General features: G+C 69.2%; 12 protein-coding genes and 1 pseudogene. 3 read left to right on the top strand and 10 right to left on the bottom strand.

Translation table 11 applies throughout. From position 1 onward, the window contains the following. Positions 1-149 precede the first annotated feature (149 nt). Positions 150-1,565, bottom strand: coding sequence for a replication-associated recombination protein A (locus tag DI573_RS10300; protein ID WP_292813660.1), 1,416 nt, complete (start codon positions 1,563-1,565; stop codon positions 150-152). An 83-nt stretch (positions 1,566-1,648) separates the two neighbouring features. Here DI573_RS10300 and DI573_RS10295 point away from each other — a divergent pair, with 83 nt between their 5' ends. The 3 genes from DI573_RS10295 to DI573_RS10285 all read left to right on the top strand — a co-directional run bounded on the left by DI573_RS10295 (position 1,649) and on the right by DI573_RS10285 (position 3,948). Then, on the top strand, positions 1,649-1,966 hold the full coding sequence (locus tag DI573_RS10295; protein ID WP_292813657.1) for a dioxygenase: 318 nt from the start codon (positions 1,649-1,651) through the stop codon (positions 1,964-1,966). Positions 1,967-2,032: 66 nt separating this feature from the next. Beyond that, on the top strand, positions 2,033-3,283 hold the full coding sequence (locus DI573_RS10290) for a DUF349 domain-containing protein (protein WP_292813654.1): 1,251 nt from the start codon (positions 2,033-2,035) through the stop codon (positions 3,281-3,283). A 77-nt stretch (positions 3,284-3,360) separates the two neighbouring features. Beyond that, a complete protein-coding gene (locus tag DI573_RS10285; RefSeq protein ID WP_292813652.1) occupies positions 3,361-3,948 on the top strand; it encodes a type IV toxin-antitoxin system AbiEi family antitoxin in 588 nt (195 codons plus the stop codon). Here DI573_RS10285 and DI573_RS10280 read toward each other — a convergent pair. The 9 genes and pseudogenes from DI573_RS10280 to DI573_RS10240 all read right to left on the bottom strand — a co-directional run. Next, the gene (locus DI573_RS10280) at positions 3,927-6,182 is read right to left on the bottom strand and encodes a bifunctional (p)ppGpp synthetase/guanosine-3',5'-bis(diphosphate) 3'-pyrophosphohydrolase (protein WP_292813649.1); all 2,256 of its coding nucleotides are present in this window, start codon (positions 6,180-6,182) and stop codon (positions 3,927-3,929) included. The genes DI573_RS10285 and DI573_RS10280 overlap by 22 nt on opposite strands. A 91-nt stretch (positions 6,183-6,273) precedes the next feature. Then, complete coding sequence (gene secF / locus DI573_RS10275) at positions 6,274-7,263, bottom strand: protein translocase subunit SecF (protein WP_292813646.1); 990 nt, start codon at positions 7,261-7,263, stop codon at positions 6,274-6,276. After that, a complete protein-coding gene (secD, locus tag DI573_RS10270; protein ID WP_292813644.1) occupies positions 7,263-8,984 on the bottom strand; it encodes a protein translocase subunit SecD in 1,722 nt (573 codons plus the stop codon). The genes secF and secD overlap by 1 nt, the downstream gene beginning before the upstream one ends. Before the next feature lie 38 nt (positions 8,985-9,022). Then, a complete protein-coding gene (locus DI573_RS10265) occupies positions 9,023-9,457 on the bottom strand; it encodes a preprotein translocase subunit YajC (protein WP_292813641.1) in 435 nt (144 codons plus the stop codon). 66 nt (positions 9,458-9,523) lie between these two features. Then, complete coding sequence (ruvB, locus tag DI573_RS10260; RefSeq protein WP_292813639.1) at positions 9,524-10,558, bottom strand: Holliday junction branch migration DNA helicase RuvB; 1,035 nt, start codon at positions 10,556-10,558, stop codon at positions 9,524-9,526. Next, positions 10,551-11,174, bottom strand: a complete 624-nt coding sequence (gene ruvA / locus DI573_RS10255; RefSeq protein WP_292813636.1) for a Holliday junction branch migration protein RuvA — start codon at positions 11,172-11,174, stop codon at positions 10,551-10,553. The genes ruvB and ruvA overlap by 8 nt, the downstream gene beginning before the upstream one ends. A 49-nt stretch (positions 11,175-11,223) precedes the next feature. Then, positions 11,224-11,802, bottom strand: a complete 579-nt coding sequence (gene ruvC, locus DI573_RS10250; protein WP_292813633.1) for a crossover junction endodeoxyribonuclease RuvC — start codon at positions 11,800-11,802, stop codon at positions 11,224-11,226. Between the two features lie 49 nt (positions 11,803-11,851). Further along, entirely contained in the window at positions 11,852-12,610 is a 759-nt protein-coding gene (locus DI573_RS10245) for a YebC/PmpR family DNA-binding transcriptional regulator (RefSeq protein WP_292813630.1), read from the bottom strand. A gap of 67 nt (positions 12,611-12,677) precedes the next feature. After that, positions 12,678-12,929 (bottom strand): annotated as a pseudogene (locus DI573_RS10240) (DUF1697 domain-containing protein); the annotation flags it as partial.

Below are 12,929 nucleotides of genomic sequence, written 5' to 3'. Positions count from 1 at the left end.
GGTGGACACAATTGCCTTTCAGTGACGTGGCCGCGTCGGTCGCGGGCTCACGGACGTATCTCCCGCCTCCTGCTGCCGGGCGCACGTCGGGGCGCACCGGAAGTGTGGTGTCGGAGAGGGGGATGCTCGAAATTCGGATTCGAGCCGATCTAGTCTAGCAGACCGAGTATTCTGCGCAGCTTCTCGAGGCGCGCGTGGATGTCGCGCTCGGTGCCGTGCGTCGTCGGCTCGTAGTACCGCGTGCCGCGCAGCTCGTCGGGCAGGTACTGCTGACGAACGACGCCGATGTCGCTGTCGTGAGGGTACAGGTAGCCCTTGCCGTGACCCAGGCGCTTCGCGCCGGCATAGTGCGCGTCGCGAAGATGGAGGGGCACACGCCCGATCCGGCCGTTCTTCACATCGGCGATCGCCTTGCCGATCGCCGTGTAGGCGGCATTGGACTTCGCGGCCGTGGCCAGATATGCCGTCGCTTCGGCGAGCGGGATACGACCCTCGGGCATGCCGATCAGCTGAACGGCATCGGCGGCGGCCACCGCGATCGTGAGCGCGTGAGGGTCGGCGAGTCCGATGTCCTCAGACGCCGAGATGATCAGACGACGGGCGATGAAGCGGGGGTCCTCCCCCGCCTCGATCATGCGCGCGAGGTAGTGGATGGCCGCGTCGACATCGGACCCGCGGATCGATTTGATGAAGGCGCTGATGACGTCGTAGTGCTCATCGCCCTGCCGGTCGTACCGCAGGAGCGCGCGGTCGACGGCCCGTGCCACATCGTCGGCGTCGACGACGGCCGGTTCGGCATCCGTCTCGTCATCGATGGCAGCCGTGCCCGTCTCGTCCGCGTCATCCGGCACGGCCCCGCGCGCCGGTCCGGATTCTCCCTCGACGTCCTCCGCGCCGAGCACCGATGCCGCCGCCGCCTCGAGCGCCGTGAGCGCCCGGCGCGCGTCGCCGGAGGACAGGCGCACGAGCGCGGCCCGCGCGGCGGGATCCAGGCGCACGGCATCGTGCAGGCCGCGCGGGTCGGACACGGCCCGGTCCAGCAGCGCACCCAGGTCGTCGTCTCCGAGCGGCTGCAGCGTGAGCAGGAGCGAACGGGACAGCAGGGGCGAGACGACGGAGAAGCTGGGGTTCTCCGTCGTCGCGGCGATCAGGACGACCCAGCCGTTTTCGACCCCCGGCAGCAGCGCGTCCTGCTGTGCCTTCGTGAATCGGTGGACCTCATCGAGGAAGAGGATGGTCGAGGTGCCGTAAAGGTCCCTCTGCGTGAGCGCCTCCTGCATCACCTCGCGCACGTCCTTCACCCCCGCCGTGACGGCCGAGAGCTCGACGAACCGTCGGCCGGATGAGCGCGCGATCGCCTGGGCGAGTGTCGTCTTGCCCGTGCCGGGCGGGCCCCACAGGATCACCGACACGGCACCTGCCGCGCCGTCCGGGTCCGCCAGCTTGACCAGCGGTGACCCGGGGCGCAGCAGGTGACCCTGTCCCGCGACCTCGGCCAGCGAGGTCGGCCGCATGCGCACCGCGAGCGGTGTGCTGCCCTGGAACAGCGCGGAGGAGGGGGTCACCCCCTCAGGCTAACCGCCGCCGCACGCCGAATATGCTGGCACCGCACGCGGTGACGTCCGCGCGCGGACGAAGGGATGCGCGAATGGCGACCGGCAAGGGTGACAGAGCGCGCGGCGACCGCGAGGCCCGCGAGCGCGCGCGACTCTACCGTGCCCGACAGGAGCTGCGTGAGTCACAGGCCGCCCGACGCCGACGCGACACGGTGCTCGCCGCCGTCGTCGGCGGTGTCGTGATCCTCGCGAGCATCGGCGGCCAAGTGGCATACGTCACCGCCGGCCCGGGAGCACCGTCGCCCGCTCCCTCGTCGACCCCGTCGCCGACGGCGACGTCGACGTCGACGCCCCTGCCGACGCCGGCCGCTTCCCCGGCTGCGACGCCCGCGCCCAGCACGACCCCCTGAGTCCTGTGCGCCCCACGTACTAGGCTGGGGTGGTTTCCGCACCCGGCACCGCACACGAGGAGAACCGTGTCCTCCGACTCCGCTCACGCATCAGACCGGCCGTGGGGCCGGGTCGATGACGACGGCACCGTATTCGTCCGCGAGGGCGACGACTGGCGCGAGGTCGGGCAGTTCCCCGACGGTTCGCCGGACGAAGCTCTCGCCTACTTCGCCCGCAAGTACGCCGACCTCGCCGACAAGGTGACTCTCCTCGAGCAGCGCCATCGCCGCGGTGGCGCCTCCGCGTCGGATCTGGCCTCGGCATCCCGCCACCTGCGCTCCGACGTCGAGGGCGCGTCCGCCGTGGGTGATCTCGCAGGCCTCGTTGCTCGCATCGATGCGCTCGGAGCCACCCTCGCCGAGGCATCCGCCACCGAAGCCGCGGCCGCCAAGGAGGCGGTGGCCGAGGCGGTCGCCGAACGCACCGCGCTCGTGGAGCGCGCCGAGGCGCTCGCCGCGCGCGACCCGCGACAGGTGCAGTGGAAGCAGGCGACACAGGAGCTGAACGACCTGTTCGCCCAGTGGCAGGCGCACCAGCAGAGCGCGCCTCGCCTTCCCAAGCGCGACGCGCAGGATCTCTGGAAGCGGTTCCGCGACGCGCGCGCGAGTGTCGAGAAACATCGTCGCGAGTTCTTCGCCGAACTCGACGAGGCGCACAAGGGCGCACGCGACCGCAAGTCCAAGCTGGTCGAACGCGCCGAGGCACTCTCCGCCAAGGGCGAGGACGGCATCCCCGCCTACCGTGCGCTCCTCGATGAGTGGAAGACGGTCGGACGCGCGGGCAAGAAGGTCGACGACGCGCTCTGGGATCGGTTCAAGGCCGCCGGCGACGCGCTCTACGGCGCGCGCGCCGAGCGCGACGCGACCGAGCTCGCCGAGTCCGCGCCCAAGATCGAGGCCAAGCACGCCCTGCTCGTCGAGGCCGAGGCGGTCGCCGACGAACGGAATCTCACCGCCGCGCGATCGCAGCTCACCGGTATCCAGCGCCGTTGGGACGAGATCGGCCGCGTCGCGCCGCGTGAGAAGGATCGCGCGCTCGATGACTCGCTGCGCAAGATCGAACAGGCTCTGCGCGCACGCGAGGACGTCGACTGGAAGCGCAACAACCCCGAGACCAAGGCGCGCGCCGGCGACATGGCACGCCAGCTCGCCGATGCGATCGCCGCGCTCGAGGCCGACATCGAGACGGCCCGCGCGAAGGGCGACACCAAAGCGGTGACGAAGCTCGAGGCCGAGTTGGCCACGCGGCGCTCCTGGATGCAGGTCGTCAGCGGCTGACTCGACCGTCCGCGGGTTGTCCACAGATCCGGGATGCCGTCATCCGGCGTCCGCCGCCGTGAGCTTCAATCGGGACCATGGTCTGGCCGTTCCTGTACTTCGCGCACGATCGACTCTCGCCCGCCGAGCTGTCGGCGGCACGCCTGGATGGCGACCTCGTCGAGATCGGCGAGGGGTACATGCCCGCCGATGCGGTCGAGAACGCGGCCATGCGCGCGGCATCCCTCGCTCCTCTGTGCAGCGAGAGACTGGCTGTGGGCATCTGGAGCGCGGCGTGGGTCTACGGCGCTCTCCACGAACCTCCCGCGCGCCATTCGCTGGTGCGTGCTCCGGGCCGGCGGGTCGGCAACCTCGTCAGCCGTCGCGCCGTCTTCCACGACACGGCGATCGATGCGGACGACGTCACGCTCCTCGGCGACGTGCGGGTGACGACGCCGCTGCGCACCCTCACCGACATCGCGCGGCGGACCGGCAAGGGCTCGGATCCGTCACGGGCGGCAGCCGCGGCACGCGGGCTGATCGAGACGGGTCTGGTCACCGCGACCGCGGGGCGGGACTTCCTCGCCATCCACCCCGGGCTGCCGGGATGCCGCCGGGGTGACGCGCTGCTCGCGCGGATCGCAGGCGGGGCCGCGTCATCCGCTCAGGAGGACGTCACACGGTAGACGTCGTACACCGCGTCGATGCGACGCACCGCGTTGAGGACACGATCGAGGTGGACGATGTCACCCATCTCGAAGACGAACTTGCTCAGCGCCAGGCGGTCATCGGTCGTCGACACCGAGGCGGAGAGGATGTTGACGTGGTGCTCGCTGAGAACGCGCGTGACATCGGACAGCAGTCCCGAGCGGTCGAGCGCCTCGACCTGGATCTGCACGAGGAAGACGCCCTTGGGCGTCGACGTCCACGACACCTCGATGATGCGGTCGGGATCGGTCATCAGCGACGCGACGTTCGGGCAGTCGGTGCGGTGCACCGAGACTCCGCTGCCGCGGGTCACGAAGCCGACGATCTCGTCGCCCGGAACCGGAGTGCAGCACTTGGCGAGTTTGACGAGGATGTCGGGGGCCCCGCGCACGAGCACGCCGGTGTCGCTCGAGCGCGGCGTGCGCTGGCGGCCGATGTGCGGGAGATCGATCGGGCCTGTGGATGTCTCGCCGCTGGCACCGACGAGTGCCGTCACCTTCTCGATGACGGACTGGGTCGAGACGTGGCCTTCGCCGACAGCCGCATATAGCGCCGATACGTCTTCGTACCGCAGCTGACGGGCGACATCCGCGAACGAATCCTGGCTCATCAGGCGCTGGAGCGGGAGGTTCTGCCGGCGCATGGCGCGGGCGATCGCCTCCTTGCCCTGCTCGACGGCCTCCTCGCGGCGCTCCTTCGTGAACCACGCGCGGATCTTGTTGCGCGCCCGCGTGCTCTTGACGAAACCCAGCCAGTCCTGGCTCGGTCCCGCGTCGGGGTTCTTCGACGTGAAGACCTCGACGACATCACCCGAAGACACGGGCGAGTCGAGGGGCACCAGCCGGCCGTTGACCTTGGCGCCCATCGTGCGGTGCCCGACCTCCGTGTGCACGGCGTAGGCGAAATCGACCGGTGTCGCGCCCGCGGGCAGTCCGATCACGCGGCCCTTGGGGGTGAAGACGTAGACTTCTTTGGCGCCGATCTCGTAGCGCAGCGAGTCGAGGAACTCCCCCGGGTCGGCCGTTTCCGCCTGCCAGTCCGAGATGTGGGCGAGCCACGCCATGTCGGTGTCGAGGGACTTGCTCTCGGTCTTGGCGCCCGACATCCGCTCCTTGTACTTCCAGTGCGCGGCGACACCGAACTCCGCCTGCTGGTGCATCTCGTGCGTGCGGATCTGGATCTCGACCGTGCGGCCGCCGGGGCCGATCACCGTCGTGTGCAGGGACTGATAGAGGTTGAACTTCGGGGTGGCGATGTAGTCCTTGAACCGTCCGGGCAGCGGCGTCCACCGGGCATGGATCGCCCCGAGCACCGCGTAGCAGTCGCGCACCGTGCCCACCAGGACGCGGATGCCGATCAGATCGTAGATGTCGTCGAACTCGCGGCCGCGCACCACCATCTTCTGGTACACCGAGTACAGCTGCTTGGGCCGGCCCATGACACGACCGCGGATGCGGAGCTCGCGCAGATCCTCCTCGACCGAGCCGATCACGTTGTCGACGTACTGCTCCCGCTGCGGGGTGCGCTGTTTGACGAGGCTCTCGATCTCGGCGTACAGCTTGGGGTGCAGCACGGCGAAGGAGAGATCCTCGAGCTCGGACTTGATGGTCTGGATGCCGAGCCGATGAGCCAGCGGCGCGTAGATCTCCAGCGTCTCGGTCGCCTTCTTGGCGGCCTTCTCCGGCGGCACGAATCCCCACGTGCGGGCATTGTGCAGTCTGTCGGAGAGCTTGATGACCAGCACCCGGATGTCTTTGGACATCGCGACGATCATCTTGCGGACGGTCTCGGCCTGGGCCGCATCGCCGTACTTGACCTTGTCGAGTTTCGTGACGCCGTCGACGAGCATCGCGACCTCGTCACCGAACTCGGCCGACAGCTGATCGAGCCCGTAGGCGGTATCTTCGACGGTGTCGTGCAGGAGGGCTGCGGCGATGGCCTTGGGTCCGAGCCCCAGATCGGCGAGGATCTGGGCGACGGCGACGGGGTGCGTGATGTACGGCTCGCCGCTCTGACGCTTCTGGCCCTCGTGCGCCTTCGAGGCCACGACGAAGGCCCGCTCGATCACGGCAACATCGCTCTTGGGGTGGTTCGTGCGCACCGTGCGGATGAGGTGCTCGACGCCCTCGCTCCGGGTGGAGCGCGAGAAGATGCGGGGCACGAGTCGGCGCAGCGACGAAGCCTGCGCGACGGGCGGAACCGTCTCGGTCATCGGTACACCTCCCCCGCGTGCGGATCGCGGGCTGACGCAGTCCCGACGGATTCATCCATCCTACGCCCGCGGGCGGGTCGCTCCGACGCGGTCAGACCTCCACCGACGCGCGCTCGCGGGCCTCCATGAGTCGCTGGTCGCGCTCGCGGAGGTCGGGCTCGCTCTCGCGGAACAGCGAGTACAGCGGAGCCGCGACGAACAGCGTCGAGTAGGCCGCGACGATGATGCCGACGGTGATCGAGAGAGAGATGTCGCTCAGCGTGTCGGCACCGAGCCAGAAGGCACCGATGAACAGGATCGCGGCCACCGGCAGCACCGCCACGACGGAGGTGTTGATCGATCGGATCAGGGTCTGGTTGACGGCGAGGTTGACGGACTCACCGAACGTGCGTCCGGACTTCATGCCGTCCTCGGATGTGTTCTCGCGGATCTTGTCGAACACGACCGTCGTGTCGTACAGCGAGTACCCCAGGATCGTGAGGAACCCGATCACCGCCGCCGGCGAGATCTCGAACCCCGCGAGGGCGTAGATGCCGATCGTGATGACCAGCACGTCGACGAGGCCGATGATCGCCGCCGCCGACATCTTCCACGTGCGGAAGTAGATCGCGAGGATCAAGAAGGCCAGGGCGAGGAAGATACCGAGACCCCAGAGCGACTGACGTGTGACATCCTCGCCCCAGCTGGGGCCGATGAAGGATGTCGTCACCTCGGTCTCGGGCACGCTGTAGGCCGCCGCGAGGGCCTCGCTCACCGACTGGGTCTCGTCGGCGCTGAGCTGGTCGGTCTGCACCCGCACCGCGTCGCCGCCGACCGTGGTCACGCGCGTCGCTGCATCGGGGACGACCGAGCGGACCGCATCGGTCGCGACGAGCTGGTCGGGCTGCTCGAGGCCCGTGACGGTGAACTGCGATCCGCCAGTGAACTCGATCGAGAACTGCGGGGGCTTGATCAGCAGAACGAGCGCCGACCCGATGATCAGCAGCGCGGCGATGATGAACCACAGCCGCCGCTTTCCGACGAAGGGAACCGACGCCTTGCCCGTGTAGAGGTCGTTGCCGAACCGGCTCATGGGACCCATCAGTCGTCCTTCCCCTCGGGGCCGCTCGTGCCGCGGCCCGCGGCGGCCAGCTCCGCCTGCTTGCGTTCGGCGATCGTCTGCCGTTTGACCGCCTCGCCCCGCGATCGTGCGGCCCGGGTGCTCGCGCCGCGTCCCTCAGCCGTGACGGGGGCCTTGAACTCCGCGCGATTGCGGTAGACCGCGCCCAGGGCGACGGGGTCGAGACCGGAGAGCGGGTGGCCCTGCCCGAAGAAGCGGGTGCGGGCGAGCAGCTGCATCACCGGGTGGGTGAAGATGATGAAGATCAGCACGTCGAGCACGGTCGTGAGGCCGAGCGTGAACGCGAAGCCCTTCACGGTCGCATCGGCGAGGATGTACAGAACCACGGCCGCGAGGATGTTGATCGACTTGGAGATGTAGATCGTGCGCTTGGCTCGCGCCCAGCCGTCCTCGACGGCGCTGGTGATCGACTTTCCGTCGCGCAGCTCGTCGCGGATGCGTTCGAAGTAGACGATGAACGAGTCGGCCGTGAAGCCGATCGTGACGATGAGTCCCGCGACGCCGGCGAGAGAGAGCCGGAAGCCCATGCGCCACGACAGGATGCACAGCGCGATGTACGTGAGCACAGCCATCACCGCGAGCGAGGCGATGATCACGAACCCGAGCGAGCGGTAGGCGATCAGGGAGTACACGGCGACCAGGGCGAGGCCGATGAGTCCGGCGATCATGCCGATCTGCAGCTGCTGGGAGCCCAGGGTGGCCGAGATCGTGTCGGAGCTCACGACCTCGAAGCTCAGCGGCAGCGCGCCGTACTTCAGCTGATCGGCGAGCACCTGGGCGCTCTCCTGCGTGAACGATCCGGAGATGCTGGGCCGGCCGTCGAGGATCAGCCCGTTCATCGACGGCGCCGAGATGACGGCACCGTCGAGGACGAAGGCGAACTGATTCAGCGGAGCGGTCGCGCCGTAGAGCCGCTGGCTGACCTCGCCGAAGATCTCGGTGCCCTCGGAGTCGAACTCGAGGTTGACGGTCCACTGGTTGCTCGTCGTGTCGAGACCCGAGGTGGCGTCGTCGATCGAGGAGCCGTCGATCTCGACCGGACCCAGGATGAACTTGGCGGTGTTGTCGACGTCGCACGTGATCAGCGGCCGGTCGGCGGGAGCGCCCGAGGGATCGATGTCGGGATCGGCGCAGTCGTAGGCGAGGAAGCGGGCTTCGAGCGCGGGGGTGATCCACGCCAGGTCGCTCGGGCCCGTGGGCTCTGCCGTCGGGGTCGCAGCGAGCGTCGGGTCGGGCGAGGGGTAGGGCGTGGCGTTGCCGTCCTCCCCCACGAACTCGGTTGCGGGCGAGCCCGTGAACAGGACCGGCCGCAACTGCAGCTGGGCGCTGGCCTCGATGCGCTCGCGCGTCTCCTCATCGGCCTGGCCGGGGATCTGCACGACGATGTTGCGCCCACCCTCGGTCGTGACATCGGCCTCGCCGACACCCGACGCGTCGACGCGCTGGCGGATGATCGTGACCGCCTGGTTCATCTGCTCGCTCGAAGGCGCCGCGCCATCCTCGACCTGAGCCTCGAGGATGATCTGCGTGCCGCCCTGCAGATCGAGGGCGAGCTCGGGAACCCACGAGCTCTGCTTGAAGACGTAGACGCCGAGGGCGTTGATGCCGAACAGGACGGCGGTCAGCACGAGGAGTGCCGTCAGCGCACGCCACGCGTGCCGGACGGGAGTGGATGTCGCCACCGGGGCCAGCTTTCTACGTCGTCCGCGCGGGGCGCGGGTCAGGCCTCGGGCTTGTTCTTCTTCTCGGCGTCGGCCTCGGCCTCGCCGGCCCGGTAGACGCGGTCGTCGCTGATCGAGGAGATCTCGCCGTCGGCGACACCGGAGACGTACTCGGCCTCGCTGGCCTCGGCCGCGATGAACTCGTCCTCCGTCACAACGCCCTCGAGCGGGTTCACGACGCGGAGGATGGCCTGGCTGTGCACCTTGATGACGGTGCCGGGGGCGATCTCGACGAGGGCCGGCTGGTCGAGGTCCTCGCCGTTGTACTCGACGATCGTGCCGTAGAGCCCGCCCTGGAGCAGGACCTCGGCACCGGGAAGGGTCTGACGGCTCTTCTCCTCCTGCTCGGCCTTCGCCTTCTGCATGCGCTTGCGCGAGTTCCAGAACATGAAGCCCAGGAGGGCCACGAGGACGACGATGAGCAGGATGTCCATGCGGGGGGTGCCTTTCGAGGGCGCACCGAACGGCACGCAAGATGGAGGCCCGGAAGCCTTCAGCGATTATAGGTCATCGAATCTGAGGGCGTCCCGGACGCGGGGCGCGCCGAGGTGGGCATACGCGTCGGGCATCGCGACACGGCCTCGCGGGGTGCGCCCGAGGAATCCGATACGCACGAGGTAGGGCTCGACGACGCTCTCGACCGTCTCGGACTCCTCGCCGACCGCCACCGCCAGGGTGCCCAGACCCACCGGACCGCCCTTGAACCGATGGATGAGGGCATCGAGGACGGCCCGGTCAAGCCGGTCGAGGCCGATGGTGTCGACGTCGTACAGCTCGAGCGCCGCGCGCACCGCCGCGAGATCGGCCGACCCCGTGTGGACCAGCGCGTAGTCGCGGACGCGACGCAGCAGCCTGTTCGCGATGCGCGGTGTGCCGCGAGAGCGACGCGCGATCTCGACCCGGGCCTCGGGCACGAGGTCGACACCGAGCATCGTCGCCGACCGCTCGATCACGCGCTCGAGGTCGGCCGAGTCGTAGAACTCGAGATGACCCGTGAACCCGAACCGGTCGCGCAGGGGACTCGGCAGCAGACCCGACCGTGTCGTCGCACCGACGAGGGTGAAGGGCGCTAGATCGAGGGGGATGCTGGTGGCCCCGGCGCCCTTGCCCACCATGATGTCGATGCGGAAGTCCTCCATCGCGAGGTACAGCATCTCCTCGGCCGAGCGCGCCATCCGGTGCACCTCGTCGATGAAGAGCACCTCACCGGGGGTCAGGCTCGACAGGAGCGCAGCAAGATCGCCCGCGTGCTGGATCGCGGGACCGCTCGAGAGCCGCAGCGGTCGGCCGCTCTCGTGCGCGACGATCATCGCGAGTGTCGTCTTGCCCAGCCCGGGCGGACCGGCCAGGAGGATGTGATCTGCAGGACGCTGCTGGATGCGGGCGGCATCCAGCAGCAGCTGCAGCTGGCCGCGCACCTTGGGCTGCCCGACGAAGTCGCCGAGCGAGGTCGGACGCAGGGCGCCCTCGACGGCCAGATCGGACTCGGACGCGTCCGGGTCGATTCCGCGCGCGATCTCCTCACCCTCAGCCACGCGCGCCTCCCGCTCGGGCCGGCCCGAGCGCGGCCAGGGTCAGCCGCAGCAGCGCGGGCACGGTGGCGCGCTCGGCTTCGTCGCTCGTCTCGAGCGTCGTGGTCACGGCATCGGTCGCCACCCGCTCCGGCCATCCCAGTCCGATGAGCGCCTGCACGACCTGTGCGCCGATGTCGGATGCCCCGCCCTCCGCCCCCCGCGCCGCGGGACGCAGCGCCGGCGCGATCTTGCCCGCGAGCTGCAGCACGATCAGCTTGGCGGTCTTGGGCCCGATGCCGGACACGCGGCGAAAGGGCGCGTCGTCATCGTGGGCGACAGCATCCGCGATCTGATCCACGCTCAGCTGCGAGAGCACGCCCAGCGCGGACTTGGGACCCACGCCCGTCACCTGCAGAAGCAGCACGAACGTCTCGAGCTCGTCGCGCGTGGCGAACCCGAACAGCGAGAGGGCGTCTTCGCGGACGACCAGATGAGTGTGCAGCGCGATCGCCTCGCCGGTGTGCGTCGTGCGCACGACATCGCCCGGCACGGCCACGCTGAGACCGAACCCCCCGACCTCGACGACGACGCCCTCGGGCCCGACGTGGACGACCGTGCCGCGCAACGTGGAGATCATGCTTTCGAGCCTAGATCACATGTCGTAGTTATGTTCGAGCGACACGCCGTCACACCCGGGCCGAACGTGTCAGACGCTCGGCATCCGCCCACGCGCGCTGCGCGGGAGTGAGCGCCGAGCCTGCGCCCGGCGCCACGGCCGCTCCTCGTCGCCAGGCGTGACACAGCGCAAGGGCGAGGGCATCCGCGGCGTCGGCGGGTTTGGGGAGTGCATCCAGGCGCAGCACGCGGGCGACCATCGTCTGCACCTGACGCTTGTCGGCCGCGCCGTACCCCGTGATGGCGGCCTTCACCTCGGTGGGCGTGTGCGTCTCGGCGGGCAGCCCGTGCTCTGCAGCCAGCAGCAGGGCGACCCCGCTCGCCTGCGCCGTTCCCATCACGGTGCGGGTGTTGTGCTGCGCGAAGACCCGCTCGACCGCGACGACGTCCGGCCGATGATCGGCCAGCACCTCGCGGATCCCCCTCGCGATCGTCGCGAGCCTCTCGGCCGCGCTCGCATCGACGGCGGAGCGGATGACCCCGACGTGCACGAGCACGGCGGAGCGATCGGGCGCGACATCCACGATGCCGACACCGCACCGGGTCAGGCCCGGATCGATGCCGAGCACACGAAGAGAGGTTCGGGCCACTCCCCCACGCTAGACGCGCGACGGTCAGCCTCGGGTCAGGCGCGCCCGCTCAGTCATCCTGCGCGAGCTCCGCCTGGACCTCGGGTGTCAGATCGAAGTTGCTGAAGACGTTCTGCACGTCGTCGCTGTCTTCGAGGGCATCGATGAGCCGGAAGATCTTGCGCGCCGTCTCGGCGTCGATCTCGACCTTGAGGCTCGGCACGAACTCGACATCGGCGGATTCGTAGTCGATGCCCGCCTCCTGGAGAGCGGAGCGCACACTGACGAGGTCGGTGGCCTCGGTGATGACCCCGAACCCCTCGCCGTGCGGCTCGATCTCCTCGGCTCCGGCGTCGAGGACGGCGAGCATCAGGTCGTCCTCGGTGGTGTTCTCGGACGACACGACGATGACGCCCTTGCGGTGGAAGTTGTAGGCGACGCTGCCGGGATCGGCCATCGTGCCCCCGTTGCGCGTCATCGCCGTGCGCACCTCGGCGGCCGCGCGGTTTTTGTTGTCGGTCAGACACTCGATCAGCAGCGCCACGCCGTTGGGGCCGTAGCCCTCATACATGATCGTCGTGTAGTCGATGGACTCACCGGTGAGCCCCGCGCCGCGCTTGATCGCGCGATCGATGTTGTCGTTGGGCACCGAGGTCTTCTTGGCCTTCTGGACGGCATCCACCAGGGTGGGGTTGCCCGAGAGATCGGCGCCGCCGATCTTGGCCGCGACCTCGATGTTCTTGATGAGCTTGGCGAAGGACTTGGCACGACGCGAATCGATGATCGCCTTCTTGTGCTTGGTCGTCGCCCACTTGGAATGCCCGGACATGTAACTCCCGTGTCTGTCGATCGGCCCGAAAGCCTCCGTAGATTCTAAGCCCGCGCGGGCCGCACCCTCAGGCGAGGATGCGCAGCAGCGTCCGCAGGTTGCGGTTGGTCGTCCGCGCTCTGTAGGTCGTCCGGGCGATCGTCTTCGCGAACGGAGTATCGGTCGTGCGCCCCTTCGGAGGGTTCCAGAAGACGACACCCGGGCCGGGCGCGACGGGGTCGACGTCCGCATCGAGCGACGCCGCGGCATCCGTCAGCTCGTCCCGCGTCGCGTCGTCGACGCAGAAGATGACCCAGGGCTGTCGGCCGACGTCGTCCGC

Origin of the sequence: Microbacterium sp. (assembly GCF_003248605.1) — a bacterium.
In the GTDB taxonomy this organism is placed as follows: Bacteria; Actinomycetota; Actinomycetes; order Actinomycetales; family Microbacteriaceae; genus Microbacterium.
This window is presented reverse-complemented; position numbering and strand designations above follow the sequence as displayed.

Bases quoted from the DNA above. Each gene is read 5' to 3' on its own strand.
- DI573_RS10245 (WP_292813630.1), bottom strand. From the start codon at position 12,610: ATGTCCGGGCATTCCAAGTGGGCGACGACCAAGCACAAGAAGGCGATC.
- DI573_RS10265 (WP_292813641.1), bottom strand. From the start codon at position 9,457: ATGGACATCCTGCTCATCGTCGTCCTCGTGGCCCTCCTGGGCTTCATG.
- ruvA (WP_292813636.1), bottom strand. From the start codon at position 11,174: ATGATCTCCACGTTGCGCGGCACGGTCGTCCACGTCGGGCCCGAGGGC.
- secF (WP_292813646.1), bottom strand. From the start codon at position 7,263: ATGGGTCCCATGAGCCGGTTCGGCAACGACCTCTACACGGGCAAGGCG.
- DI573_RS10280 (WP_292813649.1), bottom strand. From the start codon at position 6,182: ATGACCGAGACGGTTCCGCCCGTCGCGCAGGCTTCGTCGCTGCGCCGA.
- DI573_RS10285 (WP_292813652.1), top strand. From the start codon at position 3,361: ATGGTCTGGCCGTTCCTGTACTTCGCGCACGATCGACTCTCGCCCGCC.
- DI573_RS10295 (WP_292813657.1), top strand. From the start codon at position 1,649: ATGGCGACCGGCAAGGGTGACAGAGCGCGCGGCGACCGCGAGGCCCGC.